Source organism: Streptomyces sp. O3 (assembly GCF_054788135.1).
The window spans coordinates 40,716-55,235 of record NZ_JBTVYK010000035.1 but is presented as its reverse complement, the minus strand read 5'-3'; the positions used below and the strand labels follow the sequence as shown (position 1 = coordinate 55,235).

Annotated in this window: 15 protein-coding genes and 2 pseudogenes; 6 read left to right on the top strand and 11 right to left on the bottom strand. The window is 73.7% G+C overall.

The window, feature by feature from the left end; all coding sequences use genetic code 11:
- Positions 1-77: 77 nt before the first annotated feature.
- From ACX6XY_RS18880 to map, 3 genes and pseudogenes are all read right to left on the bottom strand, one after another.
- Positions 78-332: pseudogene (locus tag ACX6XY_RS18880) on the bottom strand (AfsR/SARP family transcriptional regulator); the annotation flags it as partial.
- A 78-nt stretch (positions 333-410) separates the two neighbouring features.
- Entirely contained in the window at positions 411-1,061 is a 651-nt protein-coding gene (locus ACX6XY_RS18875) for a biliverdin-producing heme oxygenase (RefSeq protein WP_460332032.1), read from the bottom strand.
- A 207-nt stretch (positions 1,062-1,268) separates the two neighbouring features.
- On the bottom strand, positions 1,269-2,126 hold the full coding sequence (gene map, locus ACX6XY_RS18870) for a type I methionyl aminopeptidase (protein ID WP_460332030.1): 858 nt from the start codon (positions 2,124-2,126) through the stop codon (positions 1,269-1,271).
- 67 nt (positions 2,127-2,193) lie between these two features.
- Here map and ACX6XY_RS18865 point away from each other — a divergent pair, with 67 nt between their 5' ends.
- Positions 2,194-2,484 carry a hypothetical protein gene (locus ACX6XY_RS18865; protein ID WP_460332028.1) on the top strand — a complete coding sequence of 97 codons (291 nt, stop codon included), beginning with the start codon at positions 2,194-2,196 and terminating at the stop codon, positions 2,482-2,484.
- Positions 2,485-2,527: 43 nt separating this feature from the next.
- On the opposite strand, the gene ACX6XY_RS18860 is transcribed toward ACX6XY_RS18865, so the two are convergent.
- The gene (locus tag ACX6XY_RS18860; protein WP_460332026.1) at positions 2,528-3,193 is read right to left on the bottom strand and encodes a hypothetical protein; all 666 of its coding nucleotides are present in this window, start codon (positions 3,191-3,193) and stop codon (positions 2,528-2,530) included.
- Positions 3,194-3,331: 138 nt separating this feature from the next.
- Here ACX6XY_RS18860 and npdG point away from each other — a divergent pair, with 138 nt between their 5' ends.
- Together npdG and ACX6XY_RS18850 are read left to right on the top strand one after the other, a co-directional pair.
- A complete protein-coding gene (npdG, locus tag ACX6XY_RS18855) occupies positions 3,332-4,060 on the top strand; it encodes an NADPH-dependent F420 reductase (RefSeq protein WP_460332024.1) in 729 nt (242 codons plus the stop codon).
- 33 nt (positions 4,061-4,093) lie between these two features.
- Positions 4,094-4,344 (top strand): annotated as a pseudogene (locus ACX6XY_RS18850) (hypothetical protein).
- A 13-nt stretch (positions 4,345-4,357) separates the two neighbouring features.
- On the opposite strand, the gene ACX6XY_RS18845 reads toward ACX6XY_RS18850, so the two are convergent.
- From ACX6XY_RS18845 to ACX6XY_RS18835, 3 genes are read right to left on the bottom strand one after another with little or no spacing between them, the layout of a single operon-like run.
- A complete protein-coding gene (locus tag ACX6XY_RS18845) occupies positions 4,358-5,164 on the bottom strand; it encodes a site-2 protease family protein (protein WP_460332022.1) in 807 nt (268 codons plus the stop codon).
- The gene (locus tag ACX6XY_RS18840; protein ID WP_460332020.1) at positions 5,161-5,652 is read right to left on the bottom strand and encodes an HtaA domain-containing protein; all 492 of its coding nucleotides are present in this window, start codon (positions 5,650-5,652) and stop codon (positions 5,161-5,163) included. Before ACX6XY_RS18840 ends, ACX6XY_RS18845 begins: the two co-directional genes overlap by 4 nt.
- Positions 5,653-5,695: 43 nt before the next feature.
- Positions 5,696-6,436 (bottom strand): bifunctional DNA primase/polymerase, encoded by a 741-nt coding sequence (locus ACX6XY_RS18835; protein WP_460332018.1) that lies wholly within the window; start codon positions 6,434-6,436, stop codon positions 5,696-5,698.
- A 150-nt stretch (positions 6,437-6,586) separates the two neighbouring features.
- Here ACX6XY_RS18835 and ACX6XY_RS18830 point away from each other — a divergent pair, with 150 nt between their 5' ends.
- Positions 6,587-7,456, top strand: coding sequence for a glycerophosphodiester phosphodiesterase (locus ACX6XY_RS18830; protein WP_460332016.1), 870 nt, complete (start codon positions 6,587-6,589; stop codon positions 7,454-7,456).
- On the opposite strand, the gene ACX6XY_RS18825 is transcribed toward ACX6XY_RS18830, so the two are convergent.
- Complete coding sequence (locus ACX6XY_RS18825; RefSeq protein WP_460332015.1) at positions 7,443-8,078, bottom strand: TetR/AcrR family transcriptional regulator; 636 nt, start codon at positions 8,076-8,078, stop codon at positions 7,443-7,445. The two genes, ACX6XY_RS18830 and ACX6XY_RS18825, sit on opposite strands and share 14 nt — an antisense overlap.
- Before the next feature lie 195 nt (positions 8,079-8,273).
- Here ACX6XY_RS18825 and ddaH point away from each other — a divergent pair, with 195 nt between their 5' ends.
- Positions 8,274-9,092: a dimethylargininase gene (ddaH, locus tag ACX6XY_RS18820; RefSeq protein WP_460332013.1), complete on the top strand. Its 819-nt coding sequence runs from the start codon at positions 8,274-8,276 to the stop codon at positions 9,090-9,092.
- Between the two features lie 328 nt (positions 9,093-9,420).
- On the opposite strand, the gene ACX6XY_RS18815 is transcribed toward ddaH, so the two are convergent.
- Complete coding sequence (locus ACX6XY_RS18815) at positions 9,421-10,455, bottom strand: small ribosomal subunit Rsm22 family protein (RefSeq protein ID WP_460332011.1); 1,035 nt, start codon at positions 10,453-10,455, stop codon at positions 9,421-9,423.
- 120 nt (positions 10,456-10,575) lie between these two features.
- Here ACX6XY_RS18815 and ACX6XY_RS18810 point away from each other — a divergent pair, with 120 nt between their 5' ends.
- Positions 10,576-11,919, top strand: a complete 1,344-nt coding sequence (locus ACX6XY_RS18810) for a hypothetical protein (protein ID WP_460332009.1) — start codon at positions 10,576-10,578, stop codon at positions 11,917-11,919.
- On the opposite strand, the gene ACX6XY_RS18805 is transcribed toward ACX6XY_RS18810, so the two are convergent.
- Both ACX6XY_RS18805 and ACX6XY_RS18800 read right to left on the bottom strand, forming a co-directional pair.
- A complete protein-coding gene (locus ACX6XY_RS18805; RefSeq protein ID WP_460332007.1) occupies positions 11,894-12,985 on the bottom strand; it encodes a serine hydrolase domain-containing protein in 1,092 nt (363 codons plus the stop codon). The genes ACX6XY_RS18810 and ACX6XY_RS18805 overlap by 26 nt on opposite strands.
- Positions 12,986-12,996: 11 nt before the next feature.
- Positions 12,997-14,430, bottom strand: a complete 1,434-nt coding sequence (locus ACX6XY_RS18800; RefSeq protein WP_460332005.1) for a Bcr/CflA family multidrug efflux MFS transporter — start codon at positions 14,428-14,430, stop codon at positions 12,997-12,999.
- Between the last annotated feature and the right edge of the window lie 90 nt (positions 14,431-14,520).

The window sequence follows — 14,520 nt, the reverse complement described above, 5'->3', positions numbered from 1 at the left end:
CCCCCCCCCGCGGGGGGGGGGGGGGGGGCCCCGGGGGGGGGGGGGGGGGGGCCGCGGGGGCCCCCCCCCCCCCCGACGGCGTGCACCACGGCCTCGTGCCCGATGACTCGCCGCAGCCGCCCGACCAGCGCCTGGAGCGCGCCGGGCGCGTCGGCGGGCGGATCGCCGTCCCACACCTCGTCGATCAGCGCCCCGGCGGTCACCACCCGCCCCGCGCGCAGCGCGAGTACGGCGAGCAGCGCGCGCAGCCGCGCCCCGCCGACCGGGACGGGCGTACCGTCGGTGCGATGTACCTGGGTGCTGCCGAGGATCGAGAAGTGCACGTCGCCCATTGTCCCCGGACCGCCCCCGAACGCCCGCGCCTTTTACGCCGGTGGGCCACGCCCAGGGCGTGTCGAAAACGCGATCCGTCACGCGCTGAGCGGGAACTCCTCGCCCAGCGCCAGGAACACCGCCGTGTTCAGCGCGAACGCCCGCTTGCACTCGTCCACGATCCGCTGCTTCTCCAGGTCGTCGACGCCCACGCCGTCCAGCAGTTCGCGGTAGCCGCGCTTGAACGCGGCCGGGTTGGGGATCGAGTCGAAGACGTAGAAGCGGACGCCGTCGCCCTTGCGCGCGAAGCCCCAGGTCTTCTCGGCCTTGTCGCGGATGATCTGGCCTCCGGACAGGTCGCCCAGGTAGCGCGTGTAGTGGTGGGCGACATAGCCGCCCGGCCAGCCGCGCGCGCACTCCTCGACCCGCGCCGCGTACGCCTCGGTGGCGGGCAGCGGCCGCAGGCCCGCGCGCCAGTCGGGGCCGCGCAGGTGCGCCAGGTCGCGCTCCAGCTCGGCGACGCGCATCAGCTCGGGCTGGATGAAGGGCCCCGCCACCGGGTCGTCCCGCAGCTCCCGCGCGGCGTCTTCCAGGGCCCGGTACACGAACCAGAGCTGCTCGGTGTACCGGGCGTAGGCGGCCACGCCGAGGCGTCCGCCGAGCAGGTCGCTCATGAATGTCGAGGTCTCCGCCTCGGTGTGCTGCTCGTGTGACGCGGTACGGATGAGCGTGGAAAACGGCGTGTCCACAGGGACCTCCGATGCCGAACGGTGCCCCGCGTTTCCGCAGGGGCGGGAGCCACCACTGATGTTCCCGCTTAGGGTTACCTAAGTCAATGTGTTCCCGACATTCTGTCGGCAAAACTCGGCAGAGTTCGGCAAAACGGCCCCGCGCGAAGAATCGCGCGGGGCCGGGGTCTCGGGAGGGGCGTCGCCAGGGAGCGAGGAGGTCGCGGGTCAGGGCAGCGTGAGGATGTCCGCCCCGGTGTCGGTCACCACCAGTGTGTGCTCGAACTGCGCGGTCCGCTTCCTGTCCTTGGTCACCACGGTCCAGCCGTCCTCCCACATGTCGTACTCGTGGGTGCCCAGTGTGAGCATCGGCTCGATGGTGAACGTCATGCCGGGCTGCATCACGGTCGTCGCGTGCGGGCTGTCGTAGTGCGGCACGATCAGCCCGGAGTGGAACGCCGAGTTGATCCCGTGCCCGGTGAAGTCGCGCACCACGCCGTACCCGAAGCGCTTGGCGTACGACTCGATGACCCGCCCGATGACATTGATCTGGCGGCCGGGCTTGACCGCCTTGATCGCGCGGTGCGTGGCCTCCCTGGTCCGCTCGACCAGGAGCCTCGACTCGTCGTCCACGTCACCGCACAGATAGGTGGCGTTGTTGTCGCCGTGTACGCCGTTCAGGTAGGCGGTGACGTCCAGGTTCACGATGTCGCCGTCCCGCAGCACCGTGGAGTCCGGGATGCCGTGGCAGATGACCTCGTTGACCGAGGAGCAGAGGGACTTGGGAAAGCCCCGGTAGCCCAGCGTGGACGGGTAGGCGCCGTGGTCGCACATGAACTCGTGCGCGACCCGGTCCAGCTCGTCGGTGGTGACGCCCGGCGCGATGAGCTTGGCGGCCTCCGCCATGGCCTGCGCCGCCACCCGTCCGGCGACGCGCATCCGCTCGATCGTTTCGGCGTCCTGGACCTCGGGGCCGGTGTACGGGGCGGGCGCGGGCTTGCCCACGTACTCCGGGCGCCGGATGTTTCCGGGGACGGAACGGACGGGAGAGAGCTCCCCTGGTTCAAGCAGTGACTGGCCAGACATGTCCCCGAGTGTATCCAGCGCCTTTCGGGCACGATGGCGGCGGAACGCCAAACAGAGGGAGCCGACGATGGCCCTGTTCAAGAAGCGGACGATCGGGAAGCCCGGCGAGTGGTACTTCTGCCTGCGGCACGGAAAGGTCGAGGAAGGTCCCGAGTGCCGGGCGGCGGACCGCTTCGGCCCCTATGCGACCCGCGAGGAGGCGGGCCACGCGCTACAGACGGCCCGCGAGCGCAATCTCAAGTGGGAGAACGACCCCCGCTGGCACGACGCGTCCAGCGGCGGCCCCGAGGCCGACCCCGACAAGGGTGAGGGCGACGAGGGCGACGGCACCGGGAGCGGTGGCGCGAAACACGGCTAGCGCTTGTCCCGCGCCACCCGTGCCGCCCGCGCCCACGCCCCGCTCACCACCGCTCCGGCGGCGGCACGGTCAACTGGTCGGCGAGCCGAGAGAGCCGGTCCCGCAGCCGCCCGCCGCGCGGCGCGGGCGCCGGTCGGCCGTTCTCCCCGGCCGCCGCGCTCACCAGGTGCTGGACTGTGTCCAGGTCCAGCCCTGGTTCCGGCCCTGGTTCCAGCCCTGGTTCCGGCCCTGGTTCCGGCCCTGGTTCCGGCCCTGACGCGGCGGGCACCGAGAGCGCCTCGTGCGCCATGGCCCGCAGCTCGCGCCCGCCTCCGTCCAGGGCCAGTACGGTCGCCCCCGCCTGGCGCGCGTCACGCACCCGCTCAAGGAGACCCGCGCCCGGCTCGTCGGGCGCCACGACGAGCAGGGTCTCGCCGCGCCGCGCCGCCTCGATCCTGCCCAGGCCCACCGACAGCTGAGCCGGGCCGCCGGGCCGCACCCGGTGCCGTACGAGTGTCGGAGTCAGCTCGGGCGTGCCCGACCAGGCCGCCTCGTCGGCCAGATGCGCGGCCAGGTGCCAGGGCTCGTACGCCTCGGTGCCGACCAGCAGCAGCCCGCCGCCGTGCGGCACCACCGAGGTACGCAGGGTTCCCGCGAAGCGGCGGGTCGCCCCGAGCCACTCCGTTCCGGCCAGCACGTCGCGCAGCAGCGCGACCCGTACGGCGTCCATGGCCGCATCCTGTCGCAGACCGGCCGGGCGGGTGGCCGGTTCGGGCGGTTCCGGTGGGGTGCACTGACGTGCGACATGTGGGGTGTACTGGCGTACGACTCAGGGGTCTTGGCGCGTACCTGCGAGTATCGTCCCCCTATGACTTCCTCCGATGATGTGCAGAACGCTCCGGCCAAGGCCCCCGCCAAGGCCCCCGCGAAAGACCCCTGGGACCTGCCGGATGTGTCGGGGCTCGTGGTCGGCGTGCTCGGCGGCACCGGCGACCAGGGGCGCGGCCTGGCCTACCGGCTGGCCAGGGCGGGCCAGAAGGTGATCATCGGCTCTCGGGCGGCGGAGCGGGCGCGGACCGCGGCGGACGAGCTGGGTCTCGGCGTCGAGGGCCTGGCGAACGCGGAGTGCGCGCGGCGCAGTGACCTGGTGATCGTCGCCGTACCGTGGGACGGCCACGCCAAGACCCTTGAGGCGCTGCGCGAGGACCTGGCGGGCAAGCTGGTCGTCGACTGCGTCAACCCGCTCGGCTTCGACAAGAAGGGCGCGTACGCGCTGAAGCCCGCCGAGGGCAGCGCGGCCGAGCAGGCCGCCGCGCTGCTGCCCGATTCGCGGGTGACGGCGGCGTTCCACCATCTGTCGGCCGTGCTGTTGCAGGACCCGTCGCTCGACGAGATCGACACCGATGTGATGGTGCTCGGTGAGGCCCGCGCCGACGTGGAGACCGTGCAGGCGCTGGCCGGGCGCATCCCCGGCATGCGGGGCGTGTTCGCGGGGCGGCTGCGCAACGCCCACCAGGTGGAGTCGCTGGTCGCGAACCTGATCTCGGTGAACCGCAGGTACAAGGCGCACGCGGGCCTGCGCGTGACCGACATCTAGGCCCGGCGGCCGACGTACCGGCGCGGCCGGGGCATGGGGGACACTGGAAGCGCACGCCTTCAGGACCCGGACAGGAGCCGACCCCCATGCCCCGCCTCGCCCTCTACGCCCTCACCGTCTGTCTGCTCGCCGTGGCCGCGGCCGTGGTGTCCTTCGTCCAGGGCAGCTGGCTCGGGGTCGTCTGGGTGCTGCTGGCCGGGCTGTCGTCGAACATGGCCTGGTACTACCTGCGCCGCGCGAAGGCCGAGCGCGCGGCCGCCGCGGGCTCCCCGGCTGCGGACTGACCAGCCAGCCCGGCTACCGGCTGACCAGGCAGAACGAGGCCTCCTCCCGCCAGAAGCGGTAGAGGTTCAGCCCGCAGTACGAGTCCAGATCTCGCACCCCGAGCCCTCGGAGCAGGGCGCGCACCGCGTCGAAGAACACCTCGTTGACCTCGGGGATCCACAGCACCGCGAAGACCGCGAGCAGCCCGAACGGCGCGAACGGCTCCACCTGGCGGCGCAGGCGGTGCGAAAGCCAGGGTTCGACGACGCCGTACCCGTCCAGGCCGGGTACCGGCAGGAAGTTCAGGATCGCGGCGGTCACCTGGAGCAGCGCCAGGAAGCCGAGCGCGTAGCGGAAGGGCCCCGGCACGCCGTCCAGGGCGTCCAGCCAGAACGGCGCGGTGCAGACGACCGCGAACAGCACGTTGGTGAGCGGTCCGGCCGCGGAGATCAGGCTGTGCCGCCAGCGGCCGCGGATGCGGGCTCGCTCGATGAAGACCGCGCCGCCCGGCAGCCCGATCCCGCCCATGATCACAAACAGCACGGGCAGCACGATGCTGAGCAACGCGTGCGTGTACGCGAACGGGTTGAGCCGGAGATAGCCCTTGGCGGCGATCGAGACGTCCCCGCTGTGCAGGGCGGTACGGGCGTGCGCGTACTCGTGCAGACAGAGCGAGACGACCCAGGCCGCGGTGACGAACAGGAACACCGCGATCCCTATGCGCGGGAGGACATCCGCCCACACGGCCCAGCCGCTCACGCCGGTCACCGCGACCAGCCCCAGGAAGACGGGGCTGACGCGGCGCTCGGATCCGGCGATGCCCGTACGCGTACGGCTCATGCACCGACCTTAGGCCCTGTCCGGGCACGCCTGGCCGCCCCCGTAGAACGGTCAGGCGTGCCGGACGGACAGGTGTACGGGCGGCCTCGCGCGTCAGGCCCGGTCGCCCACGGGCGAGCGGCGGCGGACGGGGTCGCGTCGGACGCCGCCGGCTCGGGGGTCGGCGTCGTGGGCGCGGCCGACGAGCCCAGGTCGGGCAGCGCCGGGAGTTCCGCGCCCTCAGTGAGGGCGACGGCGAGCGACACGGGGCCCATACCGGTGCCCGCCTTGTACAGCGACCCGGAGGCCCTCGCGCCGTCGGCGGTGAGCTTGGCGGGGGCCTCGGCCACCGTCAGCAGACCGCTCTTCGGCTTCAGGGCCGTGTTGCCGCAGTCCGCCGCGCTGTCCTTGGGCGAGCGGGCGCGGGTCGCGCTGGCGCGCGTACTGGCCCAGCGCGCGCCCCTGTTGCTGCCCGACGAGGGGCTCAGCCCCGCCGGGGACTCAGCCACGCCGGGGACTCCGTCACGGCAGGATCTCAGCCGCGCCGGGAGTTCAGCCGCGCAGCGGCCAGGCCGCCACCGGTTCCGAGTCGGGCGCGAAGCGGGCGCAGGCGTCGGTGAGCGTCTCCAGCAGGGTCAGCGGCTCCGGCAGGGGGTGCTCCGGGCCGCGTACCCAGGTCACCCGCTGGTCTCCGGGCAGCCGGGCCGGTGGCACCAGGACATAGGAGCCCCGGCAGTGCCAGCGCAGTCCGGGGTGCTCGTCCATCGTCTCGGGGTGGCAGTCCAGCTCACAGGGCCACCACTCGTCCTCGTCGGCCGGGGTGCCGCGGGTGAGCGTGAAGAACAGCATCCGCCCCTGGTCGCCCGGCGCGGACAGCTCCGCGACGGGCCCGGCCTCGACCCCCGCCTCGCACAGCCGCTCCAACGCACTGCGACCGGCCTCCACTGGTACGTCGAGTACGTCGTGGACCATGCCGGTCGCGGTGATGAAGTTGGCCTGCGGTTGGTGCCTGGCCCAGCGCTCGATCTGAGCGCGGTCCGTCGTGGACTGGGTCTGCCAGGCGAAGGAGAGGGGATGTCGCGCGGGCGTCGGACAGCCGACCCGGTCGCAGGAGCAGCGATACCCCGCGGGATGGGCGGCGGGCGCGAGCGGGAGGCCCGCCTCGGCGAAGGCCAGCAGCCCCGCCTCCCGAGCCGACGCCGCGGCGGCGTCGGCGTGCTGTGGACGGCGGGCTCGCAGCCACTGGGAAATCCTGCTCTGTCCACCAGCCGGTCGGCCGAACTCCGCGCCCATTTAACCCCTCATCTCGCCCTCGTTCCGTCCATGGTGCCACCATCCTGCTCCGCGGGTGGCCGTAGTCCACATCCGGGGTACCTGGGGTGATGCCAGCCACTGGGGGTCTTTGTCTGGCATAACCCGATTCGTCCCTCTACGTTGGGCGCCATGGTCACCACCACCGTGCCCGTCATGCTCATGGCACTGACCCTCACGGGACACCTGGGACCCACGGGCCCCGGCGGGTCCCCGACCCCCCTGGAATGGCGGGGCGCGCCCCTCACCGTCGACTCGCTCACCCGTGTCACGTACACGGCACACCGCGGCGGGGCGCTGGAGGTGCCGGAGAACAGCATGTCCGGGCTGATGGCCGCCTATCTGCGCGGCACCGCGCACGTGCTGGACGTGGACTTCCGGATGCTGCGCGACGGCACGCTGGTGGCGATGCACGACAAGACCCTGGACCGTACGACCAACATGACCGGGCCGGTGCGCGCCCTGACCCGCGAGGACTGGGAGCGGGTCCGGCTGCGCCCGGACCCCGCCCTGCCCGGCAGCTGGCGGTCCGAGCGCCCGCCGACGGTGGACGAGGTGCTGGACCGGTTCGGCGGCCGGGTGCTGCTGATGCTGGAGGCCAAGGACCCGGACAGCCTCCCGGTGCTGGCCGGGAAGCTGCGGGCACGCGGGCTCACCCGGTCGGTGTTCGTGAACTCCAACAAGCCCGCCGTCGCACGGCAGGCGCATGAACTCGGCCTGCTCGCCCAGCTGTGGCGCTCGGCCAAGCAGCTGCGGACCGACGACCCCGCCCAGTGGCGGGACTTCGTCGACGTACTCGACGTGAACCACGAGGCCGCCGACAAGGATCTGACGCGCGCCGTGAAGTCCGGCATCGGGCGGGTGTGGGCGCACACCGTGAACACGCCCGAGGAGCGCGACCGGGTGCTGCGGCTCGGCTGCGACGGGGTCCTCACGGACGCTCCGGGGCTGCTCGCCCGCACCCCGGCGCGCGGCGCGGGGCGGCGGGTCAGCGCGGGGTGAGCCCGTACAGCGCGTACTCGACCAGGCGGTCGGCATAGGCGTGCGAGAGCGGCCCGGTGCCCTGGAGCCAGCGCTGCGCGAGCGGGGAGACGAAGAGCTCCAGCGCGATGCGCGGCTCGACGTCGGCGCGTACGTCTCCGGCGTCCTGGGCGGCGCGCAGCCGCTGGACGTAGAGCTGGAGCGAGGGTTCGAGCAGCTGCTCGACGAACCGGGCGCCCAGGGCGGGGTCGATGACGCCCTCGGCGGCGAGGGCGCGCGAGGGCGCGTCGAACTTGGGGTCGAGCAGCTCGTCGACGGTGGCCCGCAGGACGTGCTTCAGGTCGGCTTCGAGGTCGCCGGTGTCCGGGATCGCGTAGCCCTGGCCCGGTTCGTGTCCGGCCGCCTCGGCGGCGGCGTCGGCGGCCTGCTCGCCGAGGTCGAGGAAGGCCTCAAGCAGCACCTCCGCCTTGGACGACCACCAGCGGTAGATCGTCTGCTTGCCGACTCCGGCGCGGGCGGCGATCGCTTCGATGGTCGTCTTGGGGTACCCCACCTCGCCGACGAGGGCGAGTGCGGCGTCGTAGATCGCTCGGCGGGAGCGTTCGCTGCGGCGGTTCTGGTCGGGGGCGGTCTTGGTGGCCATGGGTCGAATGTAGCAGCGAGCAGAGCCGATACGTATCGTCTCGAATCGGGAGGGGCGGCTGTGGCGGGCGATGGCAAACGGCCGGAAAACAACCCGTTCGCCACCACCCACAACAGCCGTGTACGCCGCACCATGGGCAGCACGAGACAGCACGGGTCCCGACCAGGGACCCCGGCCGACCGTGAGGAGCCTTCTTTGCCTCGTCACGCCACACCCCGGCGCTATCTGATGTGCCCACCGGCACACTTCAAGGTCACCTACTCCATCAACCCCTGGATGGACCCCGGCAAACCGGTCGACGTCCCCCTCGCCGTCACGCAGTGGGAGGACCTCAGGGACCGGTACCGCTCGCTCGGCCACACCGTCGACGAGCTGACGCCGCGGCCCGGACTGCCCGACATGGTCTTCGCCGCGAACGGCGCGACCGTGCTGGACGGGCGGGTGCTCGGCGCGCGCTTCGCGTACCGCGAGCGGGCCCCCGAGGCCGAGGAGCACCTGGACTGGTTCCACGCGCACGGCTACACCGACGTGTACGTACCGGCCCATGTCAACGAGGGCGAGGGCGACTTCGCGGTCACCGCGTCCTGGATCCTGGCCGGACGCGGCTTCCGGGCGAGCCCGCTCTCGCACGGCGAGGCGCAGGAGTTCTTCGGGCGGCCGGTGATCGGGCTCGACCTGGTGGACCCGCGCTTCTACCACCTGGACACGGCGCTCGCCGTGCTCGACGACGCGGGCGACGACGTCATGTACTACCCCGGCGCGTTCTCGGCGGGCAGCCGGGCGGTGCTGCGGCGGCTGTTCCCCGACGCGCTGATCGCGGAGCGCGCGGACGCCGAGGCGCTCGGCCTGAACGCGGTGTCGGACGGCCGCCATGTGCTGCTGCCGCAGGCCGCGCTGGGGTTGTTCGAGCCGCTGCGGGCGCGCGGCTACACGCCGGTCGGGATCGATCTGGGCGAGCTGCTGAAGGGCGGCGGCAGCGTGAAGTGCTGCACGCTCGAACTCCGGGGGGCGTAGGCCTCGCTCCCGGCCGGGCGGACGGGCGGACGGGCGGGCGGACCTGCCCGCCCGGCGTCCGGGGCGCGCGCGACGACTCGGCCCGCCCGGCCGCCACCCCGCGCGGCGCTCCAGCCCGCGCGGGGGGCCAGCCCGCGCGGCCAGGGGCCAGCCTGAGTTCGGGGCCCTGAGCCGTCCCGCACCGGAGGCCGGGCACAGGCCGGAGCCAGGCGCAGGCCAGGGCCGGGCACAGGCCAGGGGCCGGGCGCGGGGCGGGCGCAGGCCAAGGCCAGGGCCAGGCACAGGCCAGGGGCCGGGCACAGGCCGGGGCCGGGCGGGGCCGGGGTGGCTACTCCGGCGGTGGCCAGGCGTCGCCCCAGTCTGTGTCCCGCGCCGCCCGGTACAGCGGCCCGTGCCGCTTGGTGACCGTGTCACGGGTCAGGCCAGGATCGCGCGTGCAGAGGTCCAGGAGTACCTGGCCCTTGCGGATCTGAGGCTTGCGGACCACCCGCGCCGCCACCGGCTCCACGGCGAACCTCGTCGCCGCGACATAGCTGAACTTCTCGTCCTCGTACGGAAGTGAGCCGCCCTTCACCTGCCGGTGCAGCGAGGACCGGCTCACCCGCGCCGAGAAGTGGCACCAGTCCCGGCCCGGCACGATGGGGCACTCCGCCGCGTGCGGGCAGGGCGCCGCGATCCGCAGCCCGGCCGCGATGAGCCGGTCCCGCGCCGCGAGGACGCGGGCATAGCCGTCGGGCGTGCCCGGCTCGACGACCACCACGGCCTGCCCGGCCCTGGCCGCCTCGTCGACCAGGGCCCGCCGGTCCGCTTCGGTCAGCTCCCCGAGCACGTACGACACGGTGACGAGATCAGCGCTCGGCAGGCGGAGCGCCGCTCCGATCTGCGAGCGCTGCCACCGCGCCGCGCGCAGCAGCGGGTTCGCCGCCGCCAGCTCACAGCCCAGCGCCAGCGCGGGCTCGGCCCAGTCCAGCACCGTCACCGGCCGTACGGACTCCCAGGTCGCGCTGACCGCCCAGGTGGCCGCGCCGGTGCCGCCGCCCACATCGACATGGCTGCCGGGCGACCAGCCCGCGGGCGCCGCGTCCGCGAGCCCGTCCAGCGCCGCGCGCACCGCCTCGAACGTCGCCGGCATCCGGTACGCGGCGTACGCGGCGACGTCCGAACGGTCGCGCAGCACCGGCGCGTCGGTCGGGGTACGCCCCCGGTAGTTGGCGATCAGCCGCTCGACGGCCTGCGCCGCCTGCTTCGGCGGCAGCCCGTCAAGCAGCCCGGCGAGCGCGGCGCGCAGGGTCTCAGCGGGGGACGCCGGAGTCGCGGAGGGGGCGGGAGAGGCGGGAGAGGCGGGGGTACGGGGGTCGTTCACCCGCAGATTCTAGGCGGCCGGACGCTGCCGCGCTGTCAGGGCCCGTTGCTACGCTGGCGTCACGTGTGAACACCGACTGTCATGCTCCTGGGGGGACCAGTGGGACAGAGGATCGTGCGCGTGGCGCTCGTCGCAGGTGTGGTGGTCCTGGCGCTGCTGCTGGGCCTCGCCGCCTTCACCGACGGCGGCACGGCCGATCCGGGCGGCGGGCGCGGCGACGGCTCCGCTGGCGGCGGCTCGGCCGCGTCCACGCCGTCCAGCCGGGCCCCCGCCACCCGGCTGGACGTCCCGGCGGCGTACGACACCCGGCGCGGCTGGGAGATATCCGGGGTCTCGCGGGACTACGCGCTGGCGGACGGCGCGAACCGGATCGCGTACATCGAGCGGGTCGACCGGCGGCGCTTCCGCCTCACGGCGGTGGCGGCCAGGACCGGCGAGCCCCTCTGGTCGAGCGACCCCTGGCAGCCGCTCGGCGACGACGGCTCCCGCCTCCCCCGGCTGCTCGCGGTCAGCAAGGACCGTCGGCAGTACTTCGCGACCTGGTCGTACGGCACGGCCAGCGACCGCGACCCGCTGAGCACGGCCGACAAGGTCCTCTCGCTCGACATGTACGACGCGGCCGACGGCTCCCTGCGACGCGTCGAGCTGCCCTGGCCCACCGCGCCCGGCGTGAGCGGCGCGGGCCCCGGCGTCCTGGTCGGCACAGGCGGCACGCACGCCGTCGTCGTCGACCCCCGTACGGGCGAGACCGCCCGCTTCGAGCGCGTCGACCTCAAGGACCCGAAAGACTGTGCGAAGTGCCGCGAGCTCACCGAGATACGCGGCCTGACCAGCACAGGGCCGCTGGTCAGCGGGGACGGCGAGTTCTGGGTGCCCGGCGCCTGGCACGGACGGAGAACCGCCCCTGAAGGCACCGCGCCCGGATCGGGCACGCCCACATCCGTGACGGCGGACCACGTCCTGGCCAAGTGGAGCAAGAAGCGCGAGGGCCCGGACGACTCCGGCGCGGCCGAGCGGGACGTGTGGGCGCTGCACGACGCGGTGAACGGCAAGGCGCTGATCACGGTCGAGTGCCGCAGGCCCGCGCTCAAGCCGGGCCGCTACCCCGAGCTGACCCGCTCCCCCACCGGCCGCTACCTCGTCGCCGGGAACCTCGCCTTCGACCTGTGGAAGCGGACCGGCCGCTGCTTCGAGGAGGACGGCGAGAACGGCGGCGCCAGGTCGCTGACCCTGGCCACCGTCACCGATGCGGGCGTGGCCTACGGCGCGACGGGCGCACGCGGCGCGGCGGACGCGCTCTCCGGCGGCGGGACACCGGTCGAGGTGCGCCTGGACACCGCCGAGCTCCGCGCGCTCGCGCCCGGCCTGCGGCTGCCCGCGCACGACCAGGGCGGCGTGGGGATCTTCCGCTGGACCGACGGCAAGGACGTCGTGCACCTCATCGGATACGAGCGGCACGACTGAGCCGGGTGGCCGCCGCCGCGCGCGGCGCGCTGTCGGCGGGCTTCCGGCGCGGATGCACGGTGTTGGCGAGCAGCACCAGGAACGTGTCGGTGGCCCGGTCCACGACCAGCGAGGTCCCGGTGAAGCCGGAGTGCCCGGCCGCGCCCCGGCCCGCCAGCTCGCCCATCAGCCACGGCTGGTCGACCTGGAAGCCGAGGCCGGGGGCGCGCAGCAGCAGGTCGACGTGGTCGGCGCCGAGTATCCGCGCCGTGCCGTACGCGCCGCCGTTCAGCAGCGTCCGGCAGAACACCGCCAGGTCGCGGGCGGTCGAGAACAGCCCGGCGTGCCCGGCGACCCCGCCCAGCGCGTAGGCGTTCTCGTCGTGCACGGTGCCGCGCACCATCCCCCGGTCCAGCTTGGCCCAGGGCCTGCGCTGGTCCTCGGTGGCCGCGGCGAACGGGCAGGGCCCGAAGCCGGTGTGCCGCATGCCCAGCGGGCGGGTGACGCCGTCCCGTACGAGGCGGTCGAGCCGCCGCCCGGTGACCCGCTCCAGCACCGCCTGGGTCAGCAGCAGGTTCAGATCCGAGTAGCGGTAGCCGCTCCCCGGCGCGGCGACCGGCTCCTCGGCACGCAGCGCCGCGCGCCTGGCCTCGGCGTCCGGGCAGTCGTACAGCGGGAGTTCGGGGCGCAGTCCGGAGGTGTGGGTGAGCAGGTGGCGCAGGGTGAGGCCGTGGTCGGCGGCGGCCGTGAAGTCGGGGATGTACGCCCCGACGCCCGTGTCGAGGGCGAGAGCCCCGCGCTCCAGTTGCTGGACGGCGGCGACGGCGGTGAACAGCTTGGTCAGCGAGGCGAGGTCGAAGGGCGTGCCGGTGGACATCGGCACCCGGCGGTGTTCGGGCAGCTCCTCGTCGACGGAGCGGTGGCGCACCGCCCAGCCGACGGCCTCCTCGACGGCGATCACCGGCCCGCGCCCGGCGACGACCACCGCACCGGCGCACCAGTCGTCCGGCAGCCGTGCCGCCTCCGCGACCAGCAGCCTCAGTTCCGCCGCGTCGAGCCCGGCCCTGCTCGGCGGCCCGACGCGCAACCGTGCCGCTCTCAGCGCTCCGCTCCCTCGGCTTCCTCGGTTCTCCCGGCGCTCTCGATTCTCCCGGCGCTCTCCGCTTTCTGCGCCTTCTGCGCCTTCTGCGCCTTCCGCGCCGTACGGCTCCAGGGACGGCACAGCCCCGCGAAGCAGCCGACGGCCGCCAGCGCGCCCGCCAGCTGTACGACGGCCATCGGCACGGCCGTGTCCTCGCCCGCGATGCCGACCAGCGGCGAGGCGACCGCGCCGACCAGGAAGGACGCGGCGCCGATCAGCGCGGACGCGGAGCCCGCCGCGTGCGGGGTCCGCATCAGGGCCAGGGCTTGTGTGTTGGGCAGGGTGATGCCCATCGCGGACATCAGGAAGAACAGCCCGGTCGCCATCGGCACGAGGCCCACCTCGCCGAACACCCCGCTGGCCATCAGCAGCAGCGCGATCGCGGCGAGGGTGATCACGGTGAGCCCGGCGGCGAGCACCTTGTCCAGGCTGATCCGGCCGACCAGGACCTTGCCGTTGATCTGACCCGCCGCGATCAGGCCGACGGAGTTGATCCCGAAGAGCAGCGAGAAGGTCTGCGGCGAGGCCCCGTAGATCTCCTGGATCACGAACGGCGACGCGGAGATGTACGAGAAGAGCGCGGCGAACGCGAAGCCCCCCGCCAGCGCGTAGCCGGTGAAGACCCGGTCCGTGAGCAGCCCGCCCATGGTGCGCAGGGCCTTGCCGACGCCGCCGTTCTGGCGTTTGTCGGGGGCGAGGGTCTCCGGGAGTCTGCGCCAGACCAGGACGGTCAGTACGACGCCGATCGCGGCGAGCACCAGGAAGATGCCGCGCCAGTCGGTGACCCGCAGGACCTGGCCGCCGATCAGCGGCGCGACGATCGGCGCGACCCCGGATATCAGCATCAGCGTGGAGAAGAACCGGGCCATCTCCATGCCGTCGTACAGGTCGCGGACCACGGCCCGCGCGATGACGATCCCGGCCGAGCCCGCAAGGCCCTGGAGCAGCCGGAAGCCGATGAGGAGTTCGACGGTGGGCGCGAGCGCGCACAGCGCGGTGGCCAGGACGTAGACGAGCAGCCCGGCGAGCAGCGGGCGGCGGCGGCCCCACTTGTCGCTCATCGGCCCGACGACGAGCTGGCCGAGCGCCATACCGGCGAGGCAGGCGGTGAGGGTGACCTGGACGGTCGCGGCGGACGTGCCCAGTGAGCGGGTGACCTCCGGCAGGGCCGGGAGGTACATGTCCATGGAGAGCGGCGGTACGGCGGTCAGCCCGCCGAGTATCAGGGTGACGAGAAAGCCGGTACGGGCGGCGCGCCGCCGAACGGCGGCCCCAGCGGGCTCCGCCGCCGGACCGGCCGCCGCACCTGTTGCCGACGACGCCGCGCCGTCCTCCCCGGTGCCCCCTGATGCCGCGGGCACAGCGGTGCCCTCCGTGCCGCGCTTCGGCATGCGCCCCTCCCCTGGTTTCCCGTCCGCACCCATGTTCTCAGCTCGAACAAGATCGCCGAACCGAATAGACGGGATCACCCGGCGGCTCGG